Origin of the sequence: Pantoea sp. FN0302 (genome assembly GCF_050113775.1) — a bacterium.
Lineage (GTDB): Bacteria > Pseudomonadota > Gammaproteobacteria > Enterobacterales > Enterobacteriaceae > Mixta > Mixta alhagi.
Genome location: NZ_JBNJSM010000001.1, coordinates 1,618,464 through 1,642,652, shown reverse-complemented (window position 1 = coordinate 1,642,652; position 24,189 = coordinate 1,618,464). Strand labels below are relative to the sequence as shown.

21 protein-coding genes and 2 tRNA genes are annotated in these 24,189 nt (G+C 53.9%); 20 read left to right on the top strand and 3 right to left on the bottom strand.

Annotation, left to right across the window (positions count from 1 at the left end):
• Nucleotides 1–77 precede the first annotated feature (77 nt).
• From ACQE32_RS07690 to ACQE32_RS07630, 13 genes are all read left to right on the top strand, one after another.
• The gene (locus ACQE32_RS07690; protein ID WP_427021591.1) at nucleotides 78–2,648 is read left to right on the top strand and encodes a beta-ketoacyl synthase N-terminal-like domain-containing protein; all 2,571 of its coding nucleotides are present in this window, start codon (nucleotides 78–80) and stop codon (nucleotides 2,646–2,648) included.
• Nucleotides 2,641–3,867: a beta-ketoacyl synthase N-terminal-like domain-containing protein gene (locus tag ACQE32_RS07685; protein WP_427021757.1), complete on the top strand. Its 1,227-nt coding sequence runs from the start codon at nucleotides 2,641–2,643 to the stop codon at nucleotides 3,865–3,867. The genes ACQE32_RS07690 and ACQE32_RS07685 overlap by 8 nt, the downstream gene beginning before the upstream one ends.
• Entirely contained in the window at nucleotides 3,860–4,840 is a 981-nt protein-coding gene (locus tag ACQE32_RS07680; protein WP_426974294.1) for an ATP-binding protein, read from the top strand. Before ACQE32_RS07685 ends, ACQE32_RS07680 begins: the two co-directional genes overlap by 8 nt.
• Before the next feature lie 10 nt (nucleotides 4,841–4,850).
• Nucleotides 4,851–5,549, top strand: coding sequence for an ABC transporter ATP-binding protein (locus ACQE32_RS07675; RefSeq protein ID WP_427021590.1), 699 nt, complete (start codon nucleotides 4,851–4,853; stop codon nucleotides 5,547–5,549).
• Nucleotides 5,536–6,183, top strand: coding sequence for a hypothetical protein (locus ACQE32_RS07670; protein WP_427021589.1), 648 nt, complete (start codon nucleotides 5,536–5,538; stop codon nucleotides 6,181–6,183). Before ACQE32_RS07675 ends, ACQE32_RS07670 begins: the two co-directional genes overlap by 14 nt.
• Nucleotides 6,184–7,491 carry an ABC transporter permease gene (locus tag ACQE32_RS07665; protein ID WP_427021588.1) on the top strand — a complete coding sequence of 436 codons (1,308 nt, stop codon included), beginning with the start codon at nucleotides 6,184–6,186 and terminating at the stop codon, nucleotides 7,489–7,491.
• A 10-nt stretch (nucleotides 7,492–7,501) separates the two neighbouring features.
• On the top strand, nucleotides 7,502–8,272 hold the full coding sequence (locus ACQE32_RS07660) for an outer membrane lipoprotein-sorting protein (RefSeq protein ID WP_426981136.1): 771 nt from the start codon (nucleotides 7,502–7,504) through the stop codon (nucleotides 8,270–8,272).
• Nucleotides 8,272–9,627 carry a hypothetical protein gene (locus ACQE32_RS07655; protein WP_427021587.1) on the top strand — a complete coding sequence of 452 codons (1,356 nt, stop codon included), beginning with the start codon at nucleotides 8,272–8,274 and terminating at the stop codon, nucleotides 9,625–9,627. The genes ACQE32_RS07660 and ACQE32_RS07655 overlap by 1 nt, the downstream gene beginning before the upstream one ends.
• Before the next feature lie 9 nt (nucleotides 9,628–9,636).
• Nucleotides 9,637–10,557, top strand: a complete 921-nt coding sequence (locus ACQE32_RS07650; RefSeq protein ID WP_427021586.1) for an ACP S-malonyltransferase — start codon at nucleotides 9,637–9,639, stop codon at nucleotides 10,555–10,557.
• Nucleotides 10,558–10,564: 7 nt separating this feature from the next.
• Nucleotides 10,565–11,566, top strand: coding sequence for a hypothetical protein (locus ACQE32_RS07645; RefSeq protein ID WP_427021585.1), 1,002 nt, complete (start codon nucleotides 10,565–10,567; stop codon nucleotides 11,564–11,566).
• Nucleotides 11,567–11,920: 354 nt separating this feature from the next.
• Nucleotides 11,921–11,994, top strand: a tRNA-Cys gene (locus ACQE32_RS07640).
• A gap of 11 nt (nucleotides 11,995–12,005) precedes the next feature.
• Nucleotides 12,006–12,092, top strand: a tRNA-Leu gene (locus tag ACQE32_RS07635).
• A 381-nt stretch (nucleotides 12,093–12,473) separates the two neighbouring features.
• A complete protein-coding gene (locus ACQE32_RS07630; RefSeq protein ID WP_426974303.1) occupies nucleotides 12,474–13,199 on the top strand; it encodes a YoaK family protein in 726 nt (241 codons plus the stop codon).
• Between the two features lie 21 nt (nucleotides 13,200–13,220).
• On the opposite strand, the gene ACQE32_RS07625 is transcribed toward ACQE32_RS07630, so the two are convergent.
• The gene (locus ACQE32_RS07625) at nucleotides 13,221–14,723 is read right to left on the bottom strand and encodes a SulP family inorganic anion transporter (RefSeq protein ID WP_426974304.1); all 1,503 of its coding nucleotides are present in this window, start codon (nucleotides 14,721–14,723) and stop codon (nucleotides 13,221–13,223) included.
• Between the two features lie 222 nt (nucleotides 14,724–14,945).
• A complete protein-coding gene (locus tag ACQE32_RS07620) occupies nucleotides 14,946–15,209 on the bottom strand; it encodes a biofilm/acid-resistance regulator YmgB/AriR (protein ID WP_426974305.1) in 264 nt (87 codons plus the stop codon).
• Between the two features lie 543 nt (nucleotides 15,210–15,752).
• Between ACQE32_RS07620 and ACQE32_RS07615 the strand changes: the two genes are divergently transcribed.
• The 5 genes from ACQE32_RS07615 to ACQE32_RS07595 all read left to right on the top strand — a co-directional run bounded on the left by ACQE32_RS07615 (nucleotide 15,753) and on the right by ACQE32_RS07595 (nucleotide 20,864).
• Nucleotides 15,753–16,184, top strand: a complete 432-nt coding sequence (locus ACQE32_RS07615; protein WP_426974379.1) for a MarR family winged helix-turn-helix transcriptional regulator — start codon at nucleotides 15,753–15,755, stop codon at nucleotides 16,182–16,184.
• A 1-nt stretch (nucleotide 16,185) separates the two neighbouring features.
• Nucleotides 16,186–17,871: an MFS transporter gene (locus ACQE32_RS07610; RefSeq protein ID WP_426974306.1), complete on the top strand. Its 1,686-nt coding sequence runs from the start codon at nucleotides 16,186–16,188 to the stop codon at nucleotides 17,869–17,871.
• Nucleotides 17,868–18,956 carry an HlyD family secretion protein gene (locus ACQE32_RS07605; RefSeq protein ID WP_427021584.1) on the top strand — a complete coding sequence of 363 codons (1,089 nt, stop codon included), beginning with the start codon at nucleotides 17,868–17,870 and terminating at the stop codon, nucleotides 18,954–18,956. Before ACQE32_RS07610 ends, ACQE32_RS07605 begins: the two co-directional genes overlap by 4 nt.
• Nucleotides 18,956–20,329 carry an efflux transporter outer membrane subunit gene (locus ACQE32_RS07600; RefSeq protein ID WP_426974380.1) on the top strand — a complete coding sequence of 458 codons (1,374 nt, stop codon included), beginning with the start codon at nucleotides 18,956–18,958 and terminating at the stop codon, nucleotides 20,327–20,329. The genes ACQE32_RS07605 and ACQE32_RS07600 overlap by 1 nt, the downstream gene beginning before the upstream one ends.
• A gap of 337 nt (nucleotides 20,330–20,666) precedes the next feature.
• A complete protein-coding gene (locus ACQE32_RS07595) occupies nucleotides 20,667–20,864 on the top strand; it encodes a hypothetical protein (RefSeq protein WP_426974308.1) in 198 nt (65 codons plus the stop codon).
• On the opposite strand, the gene ACQE32_RS07590 is transcribed toward ACQE32_RS07595, so the two are convergent.
• On the bottom strand, nucleotides 20,861–22,021 hold the full coding sequence (locus ACQE32_RS07590) for a beta-glucosidase (RefSeq protein WP_426974309.1): 1,161 nt from the start codon (nucleotides 22,019–22,021) through the stop codon (nucleotides 20,861–20,863). The two genes, ACQE32_RS07595 and ACQE32_RS07590, sit on opposite strands and share 4 nt — an antisense overlap.
• Before the next feature lie 105 nt (nucleotides 22,022–22,126).
• Between ACQE32_RS07590 and ACQE32_RS07585 the strand changes: the two genes are divergently transcribed.
• Both ACQE32_RS07585 and ACQE32_RS07580 read left to right on the top strand, forming a co-directional pair.
• On the top strand, nucleotides 22,127–22,678 hold the full coding sequence (locus ACQE32_RS07585; protein WP_426974310.1) for an O-acetyl-ADP-ribose deacetylase: 552 nt from the start codon (nucleotides 22,127–22,129) through the stop codon (nucleotides 22,676–22,678).
• 31 nt (nucleotides 22,679–22,709) lie between these two features.
• Nucleotides 22,710–24,182: a phospholipase D-like domain-containing protein gene (locus ACQE32_RS07580; protein ID WP_427021583.1), complete on the top strand. Its 1,473-nt coding sequence runs from the start codon at nucleotides 22,710–22,712 to the stop codon at nucleotides 24,180–24,182.
• The last annotated feature ends 7 nt before the right edge of the window (nucleotides 24,183–24,189 follow it).

Below are 24,189 nucleotides of genomic sequence, written 5' to 3'. Positions count from 1 at the left end.
TTAACGCAGGCAGGTTGGCTGGATGCTGAGGCATTCACGCTTCGCCAGGGGTAACGGCGATAGTTGCAGCAGGGATGATGATGAAGAACAGAAAAAGAGTGGTTATCACCGGTATGGGGATTTTGTCACCGCTGGCGGATAATATTGCTGACTTTCGTCAGGCATTATTTAACAGACAATGCGCGGTGGCCGACAGCCAGCGCTTCTCCCGGTGGTTTAACCATGCCCGCGCTGCAGAAATTCTCCATTGCGAGGATTTTCCGGAGCTTCCGCACGAGATTGTCCAGTCGCTCGATAACGCAGCGCTCTGGGCCTATAAGGTGGGCAAAGATGCGCTGGCACAGGCCGGGCTGATAAATCAGAGGGCTATACTTGAAGAAGCCGGGTTAGTTATTGGCGTCTCATCGGCCGGCACCGAGGCTTTTATACCGCTGTTTGAGCGGCGCATGCAGGATTTTTCGCTGGCAAAAGCCATTTTCTCCGGCGGCTTCTCTGCCTGCTGCTCCAGCGTTTCCAGCCTGCTGGGGTTGAAGGGCGGCGTTGAGCTGGTAGCCACGGCCTGCACTGCCAGCCCGAATGCCATCGGCATGGCATTTGACGCTATCCAGAATGGGAAAAGCCCGGTCATGCTGGCCGCAGGTACCGAGCCAATCTATTTGCCTACCTTCGCCGGGTTTTATGCGCTTAACGTGATGCATACAGAATCCTGTACCCCTTTTTCCGGCACGCCGGGAATGTCCATCGGTGAAGGCGCTGGTGCTCTGGTGCTGGAAGAGTACCAGCATGCCGTTGACCGTGGCGCAACGCTCTATGGGGAAATCCTTTCATACGCCACCTCGTGCGATGCGTATCATGAAACCGGCCCGGATCCGCGTGCGAGCGGAGCCGTACGGGTGATGATAAAAGCGCTGGATAATGCTGCTGTTGCGCCGCAGCAGGTTGATTATGTCAACCTTCACGGTACCGGAACCGAAGCTAACGATCGCATTGAGACGCTGGCGATGAAAAAAGTGTTCCCGCAGAGCGCCAGCCTGCCTGTTAGCGCCACCAAATCCTATTTTGGTCATACGATTGGCGCGGCGGGCGTGGTGGAGTTAATCGCCTGCCTGGTGACGCTGCCCGCGCAGAAAATTTTGCCAACGCTCAATTTCGGCTCGCCCCGTGCTAACTGCGATCTGGATTATGTGGCCAACCACTTTCGCCAGAAAGCGGTCAATATATTCGTTAAAAACAACTATGCTTTTGGCGGCAATAATTGCAGCCTGGTGATCAGTACGCAGCCCGCATCGGTGCCCGTCAGCGCCTATCAGGAGAAGCGCGTGGCGATTTCAGGCATAGGCGCGGTGACCGCGCTGGGGCATACCATCAACGAAATGCTGGAAGCAATCTGGTCATACCAAAAGCCGGTCGCGCTGCAGCCGGTGGTGTTTCATCCGGATACACTGGCGGAAGTCAGGGAGCTGCTTGATGTCCTGCGCGCTACCCGGCAGTTCGAAACCGTGCTGGGGCGCAGTCTCGCAGAGATCGCGCCGCTTTTGCCGGAGCATGCCCGGAACTTTAAAACCTTTCAGATTACCGGGCTGGATGCACGCAAACATCTGCGCCGTTACGATCGGCGCAAGGCGACGCGCGGCGGAACCTTTGCGCTGATTGCGCTCGCAGCGGCATTAACCAGCGCCAGGCGTAAAATCAAAAAAGAGGGTGACGAGACCGGCCTGATTATGGGCATGTCGCGTGGTCCGCAGGAGACAACCTGGAAATACCTGCAAAGCCTGCAGCCCGATCCGCGTAAGGTGCGCACCTCTGAGTTTCCCGGCTCGTTAATGAATTCCATCGCCACCTTTTGTGGCATCTCGGAAGGCATCAAGGGCTATACCACTACGCTGGCTACTGGTGAAAACGCCGCGCTGGGCGCATTGACCTATGGCTATGAAATCATTCGCCAGCAGCTGCAGTCGCAGGTGATTATTGGCGGTGCGGATGAACACTTTCCCTCTATGGCGCTGTATATGGATGCCCTTACGCAAAAGCTGCATATGACCGCAGAGGCGCAGGATTATCAGATTTATGCTAAAGCGCCGCAGGGGTTTGTTCCGGGTGAGGGGGCCTGCATGCTGCTGCTGGAAGCGCCAGAGGCCGCCGGGGCGAGAGGCGCAGACGTTCTGGCGGAGATTGTGGGTTATGGCAAGTCATGCAGCAACAGCTATTTTGCGGCGGATCGGCTCAGCGAGAAAGCGCAGGCGATGATGCTGGCGATCGGCCGGGCGCTGCGGCATGCCGGGCTGACGGCCAACGATATCGATCTGGTCTGCGGCACCAGCAACGGCAGCCAGCAACATTCCCAGGTAGAAACAGAGGCGATCTGGCAGACCTTCTGCCAGGAAAAGCCGCAGGTACCGGTAGTGAACTATAACGCTTTCTTTGGCTTTGTAGCCTCCTGCGCCGGTCTGCTGAATCTGGCGGTGCTGATTGACTGCTTCAGGCAGCAGCGGGTTCCTGCGATTCCCCATACCGAGCGGTTCTGCGATGAGCGCCTTAATTTTGTTCGTGAACCACAGACGATGCCGCTTCAGCATGCTCTGCTGCTGGGGGCCAACGAAGCCGGAAATTACTATGCAATAGTCATCAAAGGAGCACAGCCTGGATAACGCAGCGATTATTGCCGGCCACAGTCTCTGTTTGCCGTTCGCCAGAAGCAGCCATCAACTGATCGCCCATTTGCGACAGGGGAAGCAGGTGGAGACCTGCGGCTGGTTTGCTTCCGATGAGCAGGCGATAAAAGGTGGATTCAAAAGCAACAGGCATTTTGCGCGTCTGCCGCCGGGCGCAGAAAGCCTGTGTGAACGGCTGTCGCGACTGGTTGACGACGCCGTTGAACAGGCTTGCCTGGATAAACGCTGCCTGAGCGGAGAAAAGGTCAGGGTTTATCTGGCGGGCGTGGGGCCAAGAGTGGATGCGAAGGCCTATAAATCTTTCTATGACTGTAACGATATCGAGGATATCAAGCTGACAACATCGGTAGCACAGCTACAGATAGCCAATATGTCGCAGGATGGGCTGGCGTATCAGCTGGCGCAAAAATACCGTCTGAAATATCTGCCGCCTAATCTTAACTGCGCCAGCAACGCCTCACTGGCGGCGGTACATATTGGTTGTCAGGCGATAGAAAAAGGAGAAATCGATCTGGTGCTGGTGATCAGCTGCTCAGAGATTAAAACACAGGATTTTTGGTTCCTTGAGAACCAGCAGATGCTGAATGGTGGTGTGGTACAGCCCTTTGGCGCACAAAGTAAAAGCGTGCTGGTTGCTGAAGGCTTATGCATCATGCTGCTGGAGAGTCGTCGTCATCGGGTTGCCCGGCAGATGGCGGCTGGCGTGCGGTTACGCTCGGTTTATAGCCAGATTGGTGCCAACAGAAATCATGATGCGGCTTATCTGACCGCCAGTCTGCACCGGCTGATGAAAAAAGCATTGCTTCACGCAGGCGTTGCGCTTAACGAACTGTGCGCGATCATTCCCCATGGCAATGGCGCTGCAGCCAGTGATAAAGCCGAGGCGCAGGCGCTCGCGCTGTTATTGAACGACGTTCCGGTGCCCATACTGGCCTATAAAGGACAGACGGGCTATACCGCCACTGGCTCCGGCATCGTTGATTTAATCATTGCTTACTATGCGTTAACCCGGCGGGAGCTGATCCCGGCACGAAAGAACGATGCCATTATCAAAGAGCTGGCGCCGTATCTGCTTGTTGGCGCAGAAGTGGTAAAGCACCGACAGCAGCATCTGTTAAAAACAGGCGTGAGTGTGGATGGGGCGCTGATCGCGGTAGTGGCGTCGGATGAGCGCCAGGAAGCCAGCAATGAGTAACTGCTATTTGTCTTCATTTGCGGTGATCGAGCCGGACGATCGCTTTTATCGCTATCATCCGAGCTGGTTAAACGTCTGGGAATCGCACCTTTATAACCGGGCAATAAAAGCCACCAACGCGCAGGGATGGTTTTTTAAGCGGTTTGGCTGTGATAAAGCGCTCTACGCCCGCGAGATGATCCGCAAGCCAGCCTGCATTGATTATATCGAAGCCACAGAGCAGGCGGCCGACCAGGCGTTACAACAGCTAGCGGCTAAAGAACGCATGCGTTTAAGGAAGTCGCGCACCGCCTTTATTTGTGTTGATGCATGGGGCGAGTCAGGGCTATTTGAAAATATAACCAGCGCTCTGCATGTGACCATGCTTGATAGCCTGCCGAAAAACTTGTTGAAGAAATTTTCAGTAAAAGAGTTCACCTGCAAAGTGCGGGGTGAACAGCACGCCTTTATGCAGGCGCTGAGAATGGCGCAGGATTACCTTAGCTGGGATATCTTCGATTTTGTCGTGATCAGTGCTGCATATCGCGCCATTCCGCCGTTAGTTTTTTCCACGGCGGAAAACACGGCGCAGGGAGAAAACCCTGATATAAAAATGAATTTTTCCGTGGAGCGTGCAGGCTGTTTTATTTTCAGTCAGCAGGAAAGCGCTTTTCAGGTAGCGTGCGGCAGCTATATCTTTCCCGACAGTAACCTCTTAACTCTGGACAGATTATGTGATGACGCCGATATCGAACGGCTGGCCATTGCCGGATTAAGTTATACCCTGCCTGAACGGGGTAGTGCGAATAAACCAGGCGCATCGGCAGCGGAAATTATTCGCCTGAGCGAAAAGTATGGCGACAGCGGCTGCCTTTCGCCAGCGCTGAGCTGGCTTTACCTTGAGCGGCACCGCTGCCGATCGGGAAAAATGCGCACGGTCATGCCTGGCGCAATGGGCAGCTATCACTATTTCGACACCCGATATCAGCCTTAAGGGAGCAGGGATGACCAGTAATGTCAGGGAATTGCCAGCGATATCGTTAAGCGAGGTGAATAAAAGCTATGGCCGTAATGAAAGTAAAGTTGATGCGTTGAAAGCGGTAAATATGGAGATTGCGCACGGCGATTTTGTGGCGCTGTGCGGTCCTTCAGGCAGCGGGAAAAGCACGCTGCTGAACATATTATCTGGTATCGATCGGCCAACCAGCGGAACGGTGATATTTTTCGGCAAGATGCTTGATTCGCTAAACGAAAAACAGCTTTCCATTATCAAAAGCCAGCAGTTGGGCTTTATTTTTCAGTTTTTCAATCTGATGCCGGTGCTGACCGCGCTGGATAATGTCTGTTATCCGCTGCTGCTGAATGGTCGCTATCGGAAAAAAGAGGCCAGAGAACGTGCCCTGGATTATCTCAACAGCGTTGGGCTGGTTCACCTGGCGCATCGTAAACCGGCACAGCTTTCGGGAGGACAGCAACAACGGGTTGCCATTGCCAGGGCGCTGGCTCATCAGCCGAAGCTGGTGGTAGCGGATGAGCCCACAGGCAACCTCGATTCCACCACCGGTGGGGCGATTTTAGATCTGCTAACAAAAATCAATCAGGAAACGGGCACCACTTTTATTATCTCAACGCACTCGGCGCAGCTGAAAGAGCGGGCCGGGCGTATTATCGAAATCAGGGATGGGCAAATTGATGAGGGTTAGCGGCTGGCTACGCTGCGCTATTTTGCTGGCGAGCTTAACGATGCAGGCCGTAAGCGCCGTTGCGCCACCGATGGTGGCAAGGATTATCCAGCACTCGTTTCCGGAGAGCCGGGAATCGCTGCAGGTTTTAACGGAAGCGCTGTTTACGGAATATCAACAGCAAAAAAATATTACCTCATTAATTTTCTACTCCTACGGCATGCTAAAGCTGGCGGAGCAGCTGGCTGTAGAAAACGATGTGATTAAGGCTGCGGAATATGCCAGAACGGGCTTTTTTTATCTGGACGAAGCCGCTGAGCTGTATGAAAACGACCCGCGCGTACGTTATTTAAGGGCCAGAATCGACGCCTTTCTGCCCGCCGCCTCTGGCCGCTGTGTTATTGCTCTCAGCGACACGCAGTTTATCCAGCAATCAAGCGTAACGTTCGAAAGCGATATTCTGGATAACGTTAAATATATGCGCTATCGCGCCTTACACAGCTGTGGAGAAATCAATCAGGCAGCGGCTTTGCTGGCCCGGTTAAAGCAGGCAGGCACGCATTTAAAATCTCTCTCGTTAGCGCTGAATGCCGCGCCTGAATGGGAAATAAGCGAAGCCACGCAGATCGTTCTTCCTTTAGCCGGGGATAAATAGATGATCGCTACCGGAAGCCTTATCGCCGCAGCGCTTATTAGCGGTTTTGTTGTTTACTGTCTTTTGTGCAGCAGAGAGATCGCCCTGTTTGCGCTGTTGAATCTTTTCAGGCATAAACGGCGTTCATTTTCCACTCTGATGGCGATCGTTATCGGCGGCGTAGCCATTTTTAGCTGGGGCGGCTTTATTCATCACGCTTTCTGGATCCTGAAAGAGCAAACGGTCCGTATGAATGTGGGCCATATCCAGCTTTATAATCCGCTCTGGTTTCAGACATCGAATAAAAACCTGAGCCTTATTAACGATTATCAAACGCTGAAAGCAGAAATAGAAAGCCATCCCGACCTGGCTGCGTATATTGCCACGCTTTCCGGGCAGCTGGAGTTTACCGGCATCATTTCACATTATGAAAATGAAACCTCAAGCTATTTTTCTGGAGTGGGCATCGAGCCTGTACCGGCGCTTAAACTGGGCGCTTTCGAGAGGATGCTATCCGGGAGTGATTTATCGCGCGTCAGAAAAGAGGAGATGACGCTGGGCAACGGTCTGGCAACCACGCTTAACGCGCATTACGCGGACTGGCTGGATTTAATGGTGGTGAATAGCCGCGGCGGGCAGGGAGCGATCTCATTAAAACTGCGCGGCATTTTTTCCTCCGGCATCAAAGATTACGATGATGTAGCCATAAAGGTTCCGCTGGTTACCGCTCAGCGCATGATGGATACCCGTGGCGTCAGTAAAGTTTTAATTTTGTTGAAAGATGATGCCGATCTTCCGCTGTTCAGGGCGAAGCTTCAGCAATTTATCAATGAGAAAAACCTGCCGTTAACCATTCGCAGCTGGAAAGAGATATCGCTGTTTTATCAACAGGTGGAAAGCTTGCTCTCCGGGATCTATCTCTTTATTCAGGTAATGGTGGCGGTCATTGTTATTTTTATGATTAGCAATGCGATGGCAATGAATATCGTGGAGCGCACCCGTGAGATCACCACCTTACGCGCCATTGGCCTTAAACCCACTCATATTATCCGCCTGTTTTTGCTGGAAGGAATAGTTATTGGTGTTCTGGGCGGCGCAGGCAGCCTTCTGGCGGGCTTTGCCCTGGCCGGGATCGTTAACCTGCAGGGCATTGCCATGCCGCCTTCGCCCGGGCAAACCCACGGTTACACCGCGTTTATCAAGACGGACAGCGTTGAGCTGTGGGCCGTTACGTTTTTATTGCCGGTGCTGACCTCGGCGCTGGCCACTATTTTGCCCTCGCTCCGGGCATCCCGTTTAAATATCGCGGACGCGTTTAAATTCAGCTAAAGGAAGAACGATGAAAAGGGCAGGGAAAGCCTTGGTTCTGTTTTTTGCCAGCGCAGCAGCCGCGGCCTCGCCGCAGGCGCTGGAAATCATTCGGCTGGCGGATGAAGTGCGCTCGCCCAACAAGCCTTTTCGCTACAGGGTAACCATACAGGAATATCAATCGGGGCAGCAGCAGCCTGTCAGCAAACAGATCCTGGATATCTCGATGCGCTTTATTAAGCCGGAAAAGGGCGGGCAGGCGGATGCGCGCGCTCTGGTGCGCTTTGTCTGGCCACCGCGCGACAGGGGAAAGATGATGCTGTCGGACTGGTATGAACTGTGGTTTTATACGCCGGAGCTGCGTCGGCCGATCCCCATTTTGCCTCAGCAGAGGCTGCTGGGGCAAATCTCCAATGGCGATGTCATCGTGACGAACTTTGAGTATGCCTATCATGCCGAACTGTTGGGGGAGGCACCCTGTGGAGAAACCCATTGCTACCGGCTGGCGCTAAAGCGAAAGTCTCCCGCCGCGACCTGGCCGAAGATCATTTACTGGGTGGAAAAAGGTGGTGATTACCGGCCCTGGAAAGCAGCCTACTATTCACTGGATGATAAGCTGGTTAAGCAGGTTCTTTATCAGAACTATCTGCCGGTGTTAGGTAAAGCAAGGCCGACCAGGATCGTGGTGGAAGATTTGCGCCACGGCAAGAGATATTCCGTAATGGAGTACAGCGATATTCGGCTGGAATCGCTTCCTCTTTCTCACTTCACCAAAGAGTATATTCAGCGGAGTGGCAACTGATGGCGCGGGTTATCAGGTTGCTGCTGCTATTTTTCCCGCTACGCCTTTTAGCGGAGTGCCTGCCAGAGGCGGATATTCAGCTTTATGCCCAGCAGGCGTGGCGGCACAGGGAAACGGCTCGTTGGCAAATAGATCAGAAAAATCCTTACCGGGATAACAGTGGCGTCAGTGATATGGCCATCAGATACGATAACCGCTGCGAGCTTAAGGCGAACATGCTTAGTGCGGATTTATCGCTGGTGGGGATGGCTTATTACCCGTGGCAAACGCCTGGCGCTTTTGAAACAGAGAAAAATCACACGCGGTTAATGTTGCACCGGCTGAGTTTCGCTTATCAACCGTCAGAAACGCTGCTTTTTACGCTGGGTAAATTCAGCGCGAAACCGGGACGGTTTTATTTAAAGTCGCCGGCAGATTTGCTGCATACTTACTATTCAGGTTTTAAACCAGGCAGAATTTACGATCCCGTTCTGCAGGCGATCTACGCCGAATCCTTTTGGGGCATTCAGTTATCCGCTGATGCACTTCATTATGCCTGGTCGGTAACGGTTGTGCCACAGCTAACGCAGATTAGGCGACGCTATGAATCTTCCGGCGACTGGTCTGCACTTGAGCGATCCAACGCCAGCGCGCGCTATCTGCTCTCTTACAGCGATTACCGGCTACCTGATCATACGCTTTCGGTGAGTTTGCGCGCTGGCGAAAGCAGAACGCTGGCCGTGGCGGACAGCTTTCATCCTGCGCCGCAGTGGATGTTTAACGCTGAACTGGCCTGGCATGGTAATCAACAGTGGCGTCATTTTGCTGAGCAGCGCGCGGCACAGGTACAAAATTATCTCTTTCCCTCTGCGCTTTTTCAGCGTGGCCGTCAGAGCGGCATAGAACTGGCATTGTCAGGGCAATACACCACGCAGAGCTTCAGCCATTTTGGTGTGGAGTATTATTTCCAGAGCGAAGGCTATTCCCGCCAGCAGTGGCGCAACCAGATAAACTTCATTCGCTACCTGAATCAGCGTACGAGGTTTGCTCCCATCGATCGCGCTCATGATGCGTATAAATATTTAATGGCAGCGGAAATAGATAACATTGCCAATAAAGGCAATCTACAGGGAAAGCATTATCTGAACAGCTATGCCACGCTAATCACCGCCGATAGCGCCAACCTGCGCGCATACAGCATCGTTAATCTTTTAGATAAAAGCATAATGCTGGGGTTGCATTTTAATCAGCCGCTGGCGCAAGAAAATATCGATTTTTACAGCGGCGTCTATAGCACGCAGGGAAGCAGCAATAGTGAGTTTGGCCTGTTTGGCAAAATGGTGGGCGTTTATTGCGGATTTAAATATTATTTTTAAGAGATGAACATGGATAGTAATCATCAACACCGAACGGTGGCCCTGCTTTTTGCCGGGCAGGGGAATCCGGCTATTGGTATGGGAGCCGAGCTTTGGGACGTTAATGCGCATACCCGCAAAATTTGGGACTGCGCCAGTGATATTTCAGGCATTGATATTCGGCATATTTGTTTAAAAGGTCCGCTAAATAAGCTGGTACACACCTCAGCACAGCAGCTTGCTGTTACGGCAGTCAATATCAGCTTATATACGCTACTACGGGAAAAAGGGATAAATATTTCTGCATCCTGTGGGCATAGCGTAGGTGAATACAGCGCCTTGTATGCCGCAGGCGCAATAACGCTGGAGGCGCTGTTTTCTCTTATTCAATTTCGCGCAGCTACCATGCATGAGCTAAGCAAAAAACATAAAGGCTCCATGCTGGCAGTGAGAGGAATGAACTATCTGGCTGTACGCGATCTGATTGCGGCTTATGGCGCTGAACTGGATATCAGCTGTGATAACAGCTGCCGACAACAGGTGATTGGAGGCCCAACCTCTGCGCTAAGCGACTTTACGCGTCGTGCCTGCTGCCAGAGCGTTAAGTTAGCGGTAAGCGGAGCCTGGCACACTCGCCTGATGCAGGAGGGCGTTCAGCCAATGCGGGATTTTCTGGCCAGGGTAACTATTCAGCCGCCGCAACATAACGTATTGATGAATGTCAGCGGTCAGGCGGAATCGCATCCCGGAACCATTCGGGAGAACCTGGCGCTGCATTTAACCCATACCGTAAAGTGGACTGCGAGCATGGCGCGGCTTTTAAGCGCGGAGAACTCACCGTTACTCATTGACATCAGTCATAAGGCCTGGCTGGTACCATTGCTAAGCGATTATGCCGATTTCTCGCCGGAGCGGCTATTCCATTGCAGAACATTCCTGTCAGGTCAGTGAGACTATTATGATCCCCGATTATGCAGTTTTTATCCGCTATCAGGACAGAAGGTTAATCCCGTTTGTTTACTTTATCCTGTTGATGCTGTTAGGTTTTTTATGGAAAAATAACGCCTGCTCGCTTACCCAGCAGGAGGCGGGCGCTGTTAGCGCTATTCTGGCCATTGTACTGTTCCATCTTATTTATGATTTAAAAGCATACTGGATGTACAAAGGCGCAATCAAAAATGTCGATCTCACCTGCTTTAACGGTAAAACCCCCTCCCGGACGGAAAGGTTTTTATCCCGTCCGCTGGTGGCGTGCGCCTTCAGCGCGCTGGCCTGCTGGCTGCTGGTCAAAGGCGGATTCGCGCTGCTGGGAGATCGGTATGCCGTTTTAGGCTTGTATAGTTTGCTGCCTTTACTGGTTTATTGGATGTTCAGAGGCGTGCGGTCGGTTTATATCAGACAACTGGCTAATTTTACGCCACAAAAGGCGCAACATCGTAGGCTTTATCACTATGTAAGCTATTTCATGCTGATAAATAGCGCGTTGAATATGTTGACCGTCAGCCCGCTGAAAAATAATCCCGACTTTTCCCTGAACCACGGATGGCAGTCGCCTACGCTTATGGTGGCGATGTTTATCCTCTGTCTGGTGGTGTTAACCCTCAGTTTGCTTTTTGCCCGCCTGTCAAAAAAGTATATTTTTCTCGGTAAGTTGCTCATGCAGGAAATTGACTTTTCCTTTTCCACTGCGGTGCCCTGCGCGGCGCTGCAGGCAAAACCGCTGGCAGTGCGGGTAACTGTTTTTGCTGCCTTACAGCTACTGTGGATAATTTTCATTAATGCGCTATTGGCCTGGCTGGCCTGGAGCCTGCCGTTTAGCCTTTACTTTTTCGTTTGCTATCTGCCAGCAAGCGGCTGCTATTTTTTGCATCTCTACTGGCGATGGCATACAGACTACCTAACCGCCTGTGATATGTATCTGCGCTGTATTGAGATCGATAAGCGGGCCACGCTCTGGTAATTCGCGTCTGGGCTATCCACGGATTCATCACAGAACTGTCGCTACGGCAAAAATCGGTCTATAACTTATAGCGGTCCGCTAACGGATGGCGGGCTGCTGGTGACGCTTTAATCGCGAAGGATAAAAACAGAACAGAAAGCGTCGATGATTCATACAGCCTTGTGTTTTATGGAAAAGCTTCTTAAAAAATTTAACTTTGGGGGGTTGCCAACCGCGGGAAGTTAGTCCATAATGCCGTCCATCTGATGAGGGAACGCGAAAAAACTTCTCGAATCAATGAGTTAGCATCTGAGCATAGATGCAGCTTCAGTTAAGAATTAGATGGTTCGAATTCGGACGATCAAACGGAATAAAGGCGCGTTGGCAGAGTGGCCATGCAGCGGATTGCAAATCCGTCCACCTCGGTTCGACTCCGGGACGCGCCTCCACTTTACACCCTGCCCGGGTGGTGAAATCGGTAGACACAAGGGATTTAAAATCCCTCGGCTGTATGGCTGTGCGGGTTCAAGTCCCGCCCCGGGCACCATAATGAATACCGAATAAAATCAAAGCAATAAGCAGTAATGTCGTAACCGCCCAAGGGCGGTTTTTTTGTTTTTGTCTTCGGTTTCCTGATATCAACCTCTGTCATGATTCCCTTATTCTGCCTGCCAACTATCGGGTAATCAGCCAGCCCGGGCATGGGCATAGGCATAGGCACCAAATCCTAATGCAGGATAATAACACCACACCAGCATTTAGTTACAACATACTATTATGATGCTTAAAGTTGCAGCAGGCACCGAGCCATTAATGGCCAGGCAGGAGAAAGCAGCAACTGCAGAGCGGTTTTTGATAAACCACAAAGGGATGCAGACAAAAAAGCGCATAATAGCGCCTCACTTACTTCGCAATATCACCACTTACTATGTTAATTCGTCAGGATGAGGCCAGAACCTTTATTACCGACAGCCGTCTGGCCGCAACGCTTGCACTGGTTGCCGGCGCGTTAAATACCGCTGCCTTTGAGGCGGTGGGTTTTTTCTCTGCCAATATGACCGGCAATGTCTCATCACTCTCCGAGCGACTGGCGCGCGCTGAGCTGCCGATCGCGCTGTTCTTTTTTGAGATTGTTTGTCTGTTTATTCTCGGCTCCACCTTTTCAACCCTGCTGATTAATCATGGCCGTCGCCACAGCATTAGCGCCGTTTACGTCATTAATATTCTGCTGGAGGGGATGCTGTTGCTGCTGCTGGGCGTTACGGAGATCTTTTTCCCGCAGGTAGCAGGCGGCCTCCTGATGATCCTCAGCCTGAGCTTTTTAATGGGGCTGCAAAATGCGGTGGTTACGCGGATTTCCAACGCACGTGTGCGTACAACCCATGTTTCCGGAACGGCAACCGATATTGGCATAGAGTTAGCTATGCTGTTGGATATTTTGCGGCGTCGGGAATCTACAGAGTACACCCCAGTCTATCTGCAACGGCTGATGCTGCATGGCTCAACCATAACGGCCTTTCTGGTGGGTGGCGTAGGCGGGGTTTGGCTCTACAGAATGATGGGAAACGGCTTCCTGTTGGTGATTGGCCTGTTTTTAACGCTGCTGGCGCTGGGCTATCTTTTTAAAGCCCGCCGGATTACGGCGGGCAAATAAAAACGTAACGGGCCGTTTGGGTTATAGCGTGCCGCTCAGACGACGATGAAAATCGCTGCTGCGCGTATCCAGCCCAACGATTTTTACCCGCGCATCATAGCGCTGGTAGCGGTTTTCAATCGCATCGAGCGCCGCCACGCTGGAGGCATCCCAAATCTGCGCATGTGTTAAATCAATGGTGACATCCTGCGGGTCGTGCGCATAGTCGAAATGCTCAAACAGGTCGTTGCTGCTGCCAAAAAACAGCGGGCCGCGCACCACATAGCGCACCGATTCACCGTCGGCGCTGAGCTGCCGCTCCGCATGGATAACGTGCGCGACGCGACGGGCAAACAGCAAAATAGCGAAAACAACGCCGCCAACCACGCCTATGGCCAGGTTACCGGTCCAGACGGTCATGACAACTGTCAGCACCATGATTGCCGTTTCCGACAGGGGAATGCGTTTCAGGGTAGCGGGCTGCAGGCTGTGCCAGTTAATGGTTTTCAGCGCAACGATCATCATAATGCCCGCCAGCACCACCATTGGGATCTGCGCCATCAGCGCGCTGAGTCCGGTGACCAGCAGCAGCAGAACCAGAGCGGCTGCCACAGTAGAGATACGTGTGCGCGCCTTGCCTAATTCCACATTAACGATGGTCTGGCCAATCATGGCGCAGCCGGCAATGCCGCCGTAAAAGCCTGCAAAGATATTGCCGATACCCAGTCCCCAACATTCACGACGTTTGCTGGATGGCGTATCGGTAAGATCGTCAACCAGTTTCGCCGTCAACAAGGATTCCATAATGCCTACCAGCGCAATGCTCAGCGCCGTCGGCCAGACAATTTGCAGCGTCGCCAGATTAAGCGGCACGGCCAGCTGATTCAGTCCTGGCAGACCAGCCTGCATCGGACCTTCATCGCCAACGTTTGGTACATGCAGTCCACAGTAAACGGCAATGGCGGTAATCACCACGATCGCGACCAGCGGGGAAGGGACACTCTTTAATACGCGCGGCAGCAACAGCACGATAATCAGCGTCAGGGCAAACAGCAGCCACACCGGCAGCGACTGACCCCAAACGTGCGGTACCTGAGCAAAGAAAATGAGTACGCCCAGCGCGTTAACAAAGCCCAGCATCACCGAACGGGGAATATAGCGCATCATTCGCGCCAGCCCGGCGATTCCGAACAGGATCTGTATTACGCCGCCCATCAGCACGGCAGGCATAATGTATTCCACGCCGTGCGCACGCACCATCGGGCCAATGACCAGCGCAACCGAACCGGCGGCGGCGGTCACCATCGCCGGACGACCGCCCAGCAGAGACAGCGTAAGCGCCAGCACCACCGAGGCAATCAGGCTGACCTTAGGATCAACGCCGGCAATCACGGAAAATGAGATAACTTCAGGAATCAACGCCAGCGCGGTAATTACGCCAGCCAGGCATTCGCGCGTGAATAATTTGGGCGAGCGTAACACGCGGGCAACGGTTAGCTCGCTGGCGGCATGCTTTTCAGCGTTCGCCTCGGAAGAGGTGGTCATAATAATGCAGGCTCTTATTGTCTTAATGTCAGATGCAGCAGTGTGCATCATGGATCTGAAAGGTTTGAGTTGCCCATACAGGGCAAGAGGCGCATGTTACCTGTAATTGTCTGTTGATACCAGTTTCAGACCGGATTTCCCTCTGCAGGAAAGTGCCGGTCTGAGACGCAATGACATCACTACTCTGGCCGCTTTAACTGGCGATATAGCCAACTAAAGAGGTTAATAACCGATAATATCGTCTTCCGTTTTGTTAACCACCAGCTCCAGAACACGACGATAAACATCCAACATAACCACATCGCTCTCCAGCTCAAGACGCTGGATAAGGCGTGAGATAATCGCTTTATTGGTTACGGGCTGTCCTGCCTGCAGAATCTCAGCCACGACGGCACCCAGAACTTCGCCTTCGTTAACGGCGCCCTGCTCCTGCAGGTTAAAATAGTCGGTAATATCCTTGTCGGTTTGCGAGGTAGTCGTCTGCATGTTCGTCCTCTTTAACGCGGCTGGTAGCGCGTCAAGGCTTAAGGGATCGGTCAGAAATGACCGGGTTCTAATGTTTATGGTCAAAAACCAATGATGTCGTGAGCAGAATGCAATACATCCTTCAGGCGAAAAAAAACCTCTGAAGGTGGAAATCCGAGTTAAACACCTTCAGAGGCGACGCAAATGCATCATTCGTTACAGAGCATGATTTAGCTCAGCGAAGGTAAAGCTATACAAAAAAAGCAAAGCTGTACAAACAATGATTAAACAAAAAGTGCTATTGCTTAATAATCAAATAATTAAAAAGATAAATAATTATACAAAAGCTATACAAAATCGCGATAAAAACGTTTCGCTTGTAACATTTATTCTAAAGGTAACTTTAAAACCAGGCTGTAGGCAGTGAATGGGCGTTTTTTGCCGTTCTCGGGAATGCCATTTTTTGCACCATAATAAGCCGGCAAGATTCTTCACAACCCCTTTCTCCAGCGCCTATACTTACCAATGGTTATATACATAGAAGTCTAATCATTAGGTGCCTATATTTTGGATTCCTCTCAGCGCTTTCCTCGTCTGCTGCAGCTCACGGCGCACGCCTGGCGACTGGCTATCGACCGCCGACTAAAAGAGAGCGGCCTCAGCATGAATAGCTGGCTGGCTATTGCCACGCTGGCCAGTGAAAGTGAACCCATGACGCAGAAAGCGCTGGCGCAGGTGCTGGGGCTGGAAGAGGCCAGCATGGTGCCGCTAATCGACCGGCTGGTGGCGCAACGGCTGATAGAGCGTCTGCAGCCAGAAGAAGATCGACGTAAGCGCCTGCTTATTGTCACTGCCGAAGGCTGGGCGGTTTTTGAAAAAGTCAAAGTAGAAGCAGATCGTTTACGCGGCGAGCTGTTAACGGATATCGATCGCGACGAGTTAGCGATAGCCCAGCGTGTACTGCAGCAATTGCTGGATAAGACAGGAACGCTCTGACGTGGCGAAATCGAATCCTTATGCTCCGCGCCAGTGGCAGCCACATGAAAAGCCAATGCTGCCCGGTTCACCTTCAACACCGATTCATCCCACCAAAAAACGTATCGCTTTTGGGCTGGTTGGCCTGCTGATTACCCTGACGGGCGCGCTGAGCAATGCGCTGGTAACGGCTAATCTGACCAACCTTCAGGGCACCTTTGGCGCTTATTCTAACGAGATCGCCTGGCTCCCGGCGGTTTACGTAATGGGAAATATCTCTATTAACCTGCTGCTGGTGAAGTTTCGCCAGCAGTTTGGCCTGCGTATCTTTACCGAAGCTTTTTTGCTGCTGTATGTGCTGGTGGCCTTTTTTCACCTGTTCGTTAACGATCTCAGCTCGGCGATCATTGTCCGTACCGCGCACGGTATGGTGGCGGCCGCGCTAAGTTCTCTGGGCATTTACTATCAGATTCAGGCGTGGCCGGCAAAGCATCGCCTTAAGGCGTTAGCGATCGGCATCAGCGCCTCACAGTTGGCCATTCCACTGGCACGGCTATTCTCTTCTGAGCTGCTGCAACTGGAGGAGTGGCGCGGGCTTTATCTGTTTGAGCTGGGGCTGGCGATGGTGGCGCTGGGGTGCGTACTGATGCTGAAGCTGCCGCCAAGCGATCGCAGCAAGGTGTTTGAAAAAATGGATTTCGTCACCTTCATTTTAATGGCACCGGGGATGGCGCTGCTGTGTGGTGTGCTGTCACTGGGACGCATCGAATGGTGGTTCAGTACGCCGTGGCTCGGTATCTGCCTGGCACTGGCTGTGGTACTGATCATCAGCGCGGTGGTGGTAGAGCATAACCGTAAAAATCCCCTGATCAATACGCGCTGGCTGGGCAGCGGAGCCATTATCCGGTTGGGTATCGTAATGATCATGATGCGCGTGGTGCTGGCGGAACAGAACAGCGGAGCCATCGGCTTTTTGCAGCAGGTTGGCCTGCAGAACGATCAGCTGCGTGGCCTGGCGCTGGCGATTATTGCTGGCGTGGTGCTGGGGATCACTGCCAGCGCGCTGACCTTGAAACCTGCACACTTCAGCTGGCCGATCGTCACCTCGTTGCTGATCATGATGATTGCGTCGTTTATGGACAGCCACTCTAATCCGCTGACGCGTCCGCACAATATGTATTTCAGCCAGTTTCTGCTGGGCTTCAGCAGCGCTTTCTTTATGGCGCCTGCCATGTTGCTGGGCATCGGCAGCGTGGTAACTCAGCCGAAAAACCTGGTGAGCTTCGTGGTGCTGTTCGGCATGAGTCAAAATTTAGGCGGTTTGATTGGCGCTGCCATGCTCGGCACCTTTCAGGTATGGCGGGAAAAATATCACTCCAGCCTGCTGGGTGACCAGCTTTCACTGCTCGATCCCAACGTAACCGAGCGCCTTAGTCAGTACAGCGCGCTGTTTAATAGCCAGCTGGGCGACAGTGCACTACTTAGCGCGCAGGCGGTAGCGCAGTTGCAAAGCGTCTCCACGCTGCAGGCCAACGTACTGGCGTGGAACGATACCTATTTACTGACCGCCGGGATGGCCTTTTGTACCCTGGTCTGGGTGCTTTATCGCCTGACGCGCCAGCGTATTATCACCCGACGTCAGCAGCAGCGTGAGGCCGCCGCTGCTCAATCAATTTCGGCAACATCAGCCAGCATGGAGAAACAATGAGCCAGCAGGAAGAAGTCAAAGCCGCCGAGCGCGAGCGTAATAATAAATTTCGGATCCTCTCCATTGCCGTTGGCAGCGGTATAGCTCTGGTTGGCGTACTGGTTATCCTTTACGCCTGGCAGCTATGGCCCTTTACCAGCGCGGTGCAGAGCACGGAAAATGCCTATGTACGAGGGCAGATCACCTTTATCAGCCCGCAGGTCAGTGGCTATATCACCGCCGTTAATGTGCAGGATCTACAGCCGGTTCATAAGGGTGACGTGCTGATGACCATTGACGATCGTATCTATCGTCAGCGGGTTGAACAGGCGAAAGCGCAGCTGGCGATGAAGCAGGCGGCGTTAGCCAATAATCAGCAGCAGCGGCTCAGCGCCGAAGCGGTGATCGTACGTAACCAGGCGGCGCTGGAAAATGCCCGTGCACAGGCGGCAAAAAGCGGCTTCGATTTAAAACGCGTGGAAAACCTGGTGGCAGACGGCTCGTTGTCAATTCGTGAGCGTGACGCGGCGCGTGCGGCGAATAGCGCGGCGGTAACCGCCGTGCAGCAGGCGAAGGCGACGCTGGAAGTGTCACGTCAGGATCGGCAAACGGTAATCGTTAACCGCGCCTCGCTGGAGGCGGATGTCGCCAATGCGCAGGCGACGTTACAGCTGGCACAGATCGATTTAGACAACACGCGCATTATTGCGCCGGAAGAGGGGCAGCTGGGGCAGATCTCAGTGCGGCGCGGCGCCTATGTCTCTGCGGGTACGCGGCTCACGTCGCTGGTGCCGGCGAAAAAATGGGTGATCGCCAACATGAAAGAGACGCAGATGGCGCACGTACGCCCCGGTTTGCCGGTTACCTTTACCGTGGATGCTTTGAACGGCGCTGAGTTTCACGGCGTGGTGGAATTTATCTCTCCGGCTGCAGGCTCGGAGTTCAGCGCAATCTCACCGGATAACGCGACCGGCAACTTTGTGAAAATAGCGCAGCGTATTCCGGTACGTATCAGGATCACGGATGATACGCAGGCGCGGCTGCGTCCCGGGATGTCGGTAGAGGTGAATATCGACACCTCCGGCGCAGAGGAGCCACGGTCATGATGCGCTGGAAACCGCAGGCGCTGGCGCTAATGATCCCATTGTTAATCGGCTGTGCCCGTGACGTTGACAAGGCACCGTCGTCGTTGCCGATCCCGCCGCAGTGGCGTTATCAGGTGGGGCCGTCCGCCGCGCCGGAAGCGAACTGGTGGCGAACCTTTGCCGATTCCAATCTGAACCGGCTGGTGGAACAGGCCCTGCGCAATAATCCCGATATTCTGACCGCCCGTTCGCGCGTGGATCAGTATCGGGCGCAACTGCGCGCCGCCGCCGGAGATAATTTTCCCACGCTGGATGTCGGCGTAGGCGCAACGCGTGCGCGCTCGCTGTCGGCCGTTACCGGGCAACCGCGCGAGGGCAACGTTTATCAGGGATTGCTGCAGGCAAACTATGACGTGGATCTGTGGGGATCGCGCAGTAGCAGTATCAATGCCGCTCGTGCGTCGCTGGCGGCGCAGCAGGCCGCTGCGGCTGCGGCTGAACTGACCATCGCCACCTCGGTCGCCTCCGGCTATATTTCCTTGCTGGCGCTGGACGAGCAGCTGCGCGTGACCCAGGCGACGCTGGCAACGCGAGAAAACTCGCTCAATCTGGCGCAGCGTCAGTTCGCCGCAGGTTATACCTCGCGGCTGGAGTGGATGCAGGCAGCATCGGAATATCAGGCGGCCAAAGCGCAAATTCCCCAGCTTGAACATCAAATCCATCAGCAGGAAAACGCGCTGAGTATTTTAGTTGGCATGAATCCGCGTCGCATTGCTCGCCAGTCAAACTTTACGCAGGTGATGCCGCAGCGGTTACCGTCGCTGTTACCATCAGAGTTGCTGCAGCGTCGACCAGATATTGTTCAGGCCCAGCGGCTGCTGCTGGCGGCGGACCAGACGCTGGTCTCTTCTCAGGCCCAATTGCTGCCCTCGCTTAATCTGACTGCCTCTGGCACCCTGCAATCCTCGGTGCTGCATCAACTGGTGGATAATCCGTTCCGTCTGTGGAGCATTGGCGGCAGCGTGCTGGCACCCTTGCTGAATCGGGAGGCGCTAACGGCACAGGTAGATGTTTCGATGGCATCGCGCAATCAGGCGCTGTACGGCTATGAGAAAGTAGTGCGAAACGCTTTTAGTGAAGTAAATGATGCGCTGGATGCGATTCAGCAGACCCAGGCGCAGCTGCAGGAGGTAGAAAAGCAGCAGGAGATCGCCGCCGACACGCTACGTATTGCCCGCAACCGCTATCAAAACGGCTACGCTTCCTATCTTGACGAGCTGGATGCACAGCGTACGCTATTCAGCGCGCAGCTGAACGTGGTTCAGTTGAAAAGCAATCTGCTACTGGCGCAAATCGATCTTTATCGGGCGTTGGGCGGCGGCTGGCAACCTTAAGAGCCTGCTTAGCGCGCCGGAACGCTAAGATTCGGCGCGCTAAGCAGGCGGTTACGATTTCAATCAGCCGTGCTACACTGTAAAACCGCATGGCAGAAACAGAGCGGTATCTTGTTTATCGATGATGTCCGCTGTGATGATGACAAAAAATGAATGAAATTTTGCCGCCTGAGCCTCCAGAAAGAGATGAACTGCCGCAACTCGACGATGCGCAATTTGCCATTGTAGTCCTGTTATTAACCTCTTTTACTCTGATATTCTTTGTTCTCATTGTGACCCTATGGATGTCATAATTGCACACTGCAAAAGATCCGATGGTTAAATAAGGAGATCAGTGATGGAGAACCGTGACGATAAACTTATCGCGTTAATTGGTTTACTCGCTGCCAGTCTGATCGGCATCGTGGTTATCTTTACCACGACCTGGCTGACCGACATTCGTCGTCCCTCATCCGACGCGTTTGAAGTGCAGACCTGCACCATGCCGCCTGCAGAACCCGCCGCTCAGCCCGCCGAAGCTTCCCCGACGCCTTAACCTTTTGCACGATTTTGTAATTTGATTTGCTGGCTGCGTAACGCCAGCGCCAGCGGCTCATAGAGCGTGCGGCTGCCATTGGGATCGGGCAGGCCAAACAGCGGGCCGGGCGAGCGACGGTCGTCTGCCCAGGCCGGATACTCCACTATCGGATAGAGGGAAATGCCTTCCACGGCCACTCCCTGTTCCAGCGCCAGTTCCACTTCATCAGCAACAATGTTCAGCCAGTTGGCCCGTGCTTCGCCTTCCGCACCGGTTTCCGCTAACAGCATTGGGCGCTGATAACGTTGCCAGACCTCCTCAAGCAGCAGATGCAGCGGACGCCAGGCGGCGTGCGTTGCGTTTAAAGGCGAACCGTTACTGAACCACTGATTATCGGGATAGTAGTTCAGACCGATAATATCCAGCGTCTCCGGGCTGCCGCCCAGCTCCGGGCATTGCTTGCCGCATAGCATATCCCAGGCGTCAAACTGTGAAAGGTGCTGACGCTGCGCCTCTTCACGCGCCGCCGCGCTGTGGTCAACGGGTGCAACATGCACCAGCGGATCCGTCAGAACAAAGCGCGCCTGCGGATAGATCTCGCGTATCGCGGCGATCGCCGCCAGGCTGGCGCGCACCAGCTGTTTCTTCAGGGCCGGGCCGCGTCCGCTGGCGTAGGGGTTAAGCCAGGCCACTTCCGCGCCCGCCCACGACCAAAAGGAGATCTGATTGATCGGGGTGAAAAAGGGTTGCTCAATACCCTCGTTGCGCATCACTTCCGCCATGGCGCGGGCAAAACGGGCGAAGGCATCAACAAAGCCGGATGACCAGATATCGAGATGATCCGGATAACCAAAGTGCGCCACTTCCCAGATCACCTGAATTCCGTGCTGGTTGGCGGCATGCACCATCGGCAGAAAAGAGGACCAGTCATATTCGCCAGGCGTTTTTTCGATCAGGTACCAGCGTGCGCCGTCGCGTGCGGTCAGCAAACGGTGCTCCACCAGCGCGGCATAATCTTTATGGATCAGCATATCGTGGCCGCTGCTGATAATCATATCCAGACGTTTACCCTCTCTGCGGCAGGCGGTTGAGCAGGGGAAGCTGCCCTGAAAAAAGCTGTGGAACAGAGACGGCTGGTGGCGCTGCGATGGCACGGTTGATGAGGTAACTCGCATGCGGTTCTTCTCCTGTAAAAAAGGCAGGCGCGGAACGTTTCGCTAAGTCTAGACTAAATGGCATCCCCGACCCGATTTTCACCATTGATATTGCGAGGAGAAAACATGCATAGCCGGCTACGTATTATTCAGGGCGATATTACGCGTCAGCAGGTAGACGTGATTGTTAACGCTGCAAACAGCAGCTTACTGGGCGGCGGCGGGGTTGACGGCGCAATTCATCGCGCAGCGGGACCGGCGTTGTTGGCCGAGTGTCGCCAGCTGGCAGCGAGTCGGGGCGGCTGCCCGACCGGAGAGGCGGTGCTGACCGGAGCCGGCAACTTACCGGCGCGTGCAGTGATTCATACCGTGGGCCCGGTCTGGCGTGGTGGTGGCCAGGGCGAAGCGGAGCTGCTGGCCAGCGCCTATAATAATAGTTTGCAGCTGGCTGCAGAGCATCGCTTCGCTACCATCGCCTTTCCCGCCATCAGCACCGGCATTTATGGCTACCCGAAAGCGGCGGCGGCGGCGATCGCCTTGCGAACAATTAGCCAGTTTTTGCAGCAGCACGACTATCCTCAGCAGGTCTGGGTGGTCTGTTTTGACGAAGAAAGTTATCGTCTTTATCGCCAGCATTCAGAACAGGTCGATGACGGTGGAGCTGCGGCCGGTGAATAATAACAATCAGGTTTAGAAAAAAGGAAAAATAATGGCTGAAGCGCTTTACCCGCAGGATAACGTGACGCCTGCAGACAGCCGTACCCGCCTCGCCAGGGCAGTTAAACCCCGTACCGTTCAACATCCACAGCACAGCGGTATCCATTCATTGAGCGACGGACTGGATGCCTTCGCCGCCCGTTATCAGCTGTTATCGATGGCGGAAGAACGCATCGATATTCAGTACTATATCTGGCAAAACGATATGTCCGGGCGGCTGCTGTTCAGCGCGCTGCTGGAGGCCGCTGACCGGGGCGTCCAGGTCCGTTTGCTGCTGGATGACAACAACACCATGGGACTGGACAAAACGCTGAGCGAATTGAATCGTCATCCCAATATCGAGATCCGCTTGTTTAATCCGTTCTCGTTTCGCACTCTGCGGGCGCTGGGTTATCTCAGCGACTTTGCCCGCCTGAACCGACGCATGCACAACAAAAGCCTGACCGTTGATGACATGGTTACCATTGTCGGCGGGCGTAATATTGGTGATGAATACTTTGGCGCAGGCAAACAGCCGCTGTTTTCCGATCTTGATGTTATGGCGATCGGGCCAGTGGTGGAAGAGGTGGCGGCTGACTTTGAACGCTACTGGCAAAGCAAGGCGGTGACCGCTTTTTCCGCAGTGGTGGATGAGGCGCCGGACGATTCCCGCGCGGAGGTGACGCTCCCAGAGGCCTGGCGTGACAGCGAACAGGTGCAGCGCTATATGCAGCGCCTGCAGTCATGCGGCTATATGTCGCAGCTGGACAGCGGCGAATTAAAGATGACCTGGGCACCGGCGCGTCTGTTGAGCGACGACCCGCGTAAAGGGCTGGGCAAAGCGCGGCGCGCCACGCTGCTGCCGCAGCGGATGATCGAAATCATTGGTCGCCCGCAACACCAGTTCGATATTATTTCCGCCTATTTTGTTCCGACGCGCGCGGGCGTCGCGCAGCTGCTGGCGCTGGTGCGCAGCGGCGTTAAAATCGCTATCCTCACCAACTCGCTGGCGGCTAACGATGTATCGGTGGTGCATGCCGGCTACGCCAAATGGCGTAAAAAGCTGCTGCGTCATGGTGTTAAACTGTATGAACTAAAGCCGCAGGCCGATAGCGAAGAGAAGCCGCACGATCGCGGACTTACCGGCAACTCCGGTTCCAGCCTGCATGCCAAAACCTTCAGCGTCGATAACCAGAAGGTGTTTATCGGCTCCTTTAACTTCGATCCGCGTTCGGCAGTGCTGAATACCGAAATGGGGCTGCTGATCGAGAGCGAAACGCTGGCCAGCAATATTCATCAGCGATTTGTCGAGGAGATGCGCGAGCGCGCCTGGACGCTGCGGCTGGATAAATGGGGACGAGTTAACTGGGTGGAATATGAAGGTGAACCGGAGGAAATCGTGCATAAGCATGAGCCGAAAACCCGTTTTTACCAGCGCCTGCTGGTGCGCCTGGTCTGGCGTCTGCCGGTAGAGTGGTTGCTATAGCGGGCAT

What these genes read in the sequence shown, in the direction of transcription:
- ACQE32_RS07600 (WP_426974380.1), top strand. Translation starts at nt 18,956, where the DNA reads ATGCGCTGGAAACCGCAGGCGCTGGCGCTAATGATCCCATTGTTAATC.
- ACQE32_RS07605 (WP_427021584.1), top strand. Translation starts at nt 17,868, where the DNA reads ATGAGCCAGCAGGAAGAAGTCAAAGCCGCCGAGCGCGAGCGTAATAAT.
- ACQE32_RS07675 (WP_427021590.1), top strand. Translation starts at nt 4,851, where the DNA reads ATGACCAGTAATGTCAGGGAATTGCCAGCGATATCGTTAAGCGAGGTG.
- ACQE32_RS07655 (WP_427021587.1), top strand. Translation starts at nt 8,272, where the DNA reads ATGGCGCGGGTTATCAGGTTGCTGCTGCTATTTTTCCCGCTACGCCTT.
- ACQE32_RS07630 (WP_426974303.1), top strand. Translation starts at nt 12,474, where the DNA reads ATGTTAATTCGTCAGGATGAGGCCAGAACCTTTATTACCGACAGCCGT.
- ACQE32_RS07620 (WP_426974305.1), bottom strand. Translation starts at nt 15,209, where the DNA reads ATGCAGACGACTACCTCGCAAACCGACAAGGATATTACCGACTATTTT.
- ACQE32_RS07665 (WP_427021588.1), top strand. Translation starts at nt 6,184, where the DNA reads ATGATCGCTACCGGAAGCCTTATCGCCGCAGCGCTTATTAGCGGTTTT.
- ACQE32_RS07660 (WP_426981136.1), top strand. Translation starts at nt 7,502, where the DNA reads ATGAAAAGGGCAGGGAAAGCCTTGGTTCTGTTTTTTGCCAGCGCAGCA.
- ACQE32_RS07580 (WP_427021583.1), top strand. Translation starts at nt 22,710, where the DNA reads ATGGCTGAAGCGCTTTACCCGCAGGATAACGTGACGCCTGCAGACAGC.
- ACQE32_RS07650 (WP_427021586.1), top strand. Translation starts at nt 9,637, where the DNA reads ATGGATAGTAATCATCAACACCGAACGGTGGCCCTGCTTTTTGCCGGG.
- ACQE32_RS07625 (WP_426974304.1), bottom strand. Translation starts at nt 14,723, where the DNA reads ATGACCACCTCTTCCGAGGCGAACGCTGAAAAGCATGCCGCCAGCGAG.
- ACQE32_RS07645 (WP_427021585.1), top strand. Translation starts at nt 10,565, where the DNA reads ATGATCCCCGATTATGCAGTTTTTATCCGCTATCAGGACAGAAGGTTA.
- ACQE32_RS07690 (WP_427021591.1), top strand. Translation starts at nt 78, where the DNA reads ATGATGAAGAACAGAAAAAGAGTGGTTATCACCGGTATGGGGATTTTG.
- ACQE32_RS07590 (WP_426974309.1), bottom strand. Translation starts at nt 22,021, where the DNA reads ATGCGAGTTACCTCATCAACCGTGCCATCGCAGCGCCACCAGCCGTCT.
- ACQE32_RS07585 (WP_426974310.1), top strand. Translation starts at nt 22,127, where the DNA reads ATGCATAGCCGGCTACGTATTATTCAGGGCGATATTACGCGTCAGCAG.
- ACQE32_RS07680 (WP_426974294.1), top strand. Translation starts at nt 3,860, where the DNA reads ATGAGTAACTGCTATTTGTCTTCATTTGCGGTGATCGAGCCGGACGAT.
- ACQE32_RS07595 (WP_426974308.1), top strand. Translation starts at nt 20,667, where the DNA reads ATGGAGAACCGTGACGATAAACTTATCGCGTTAATTGGTTTACTCGCT.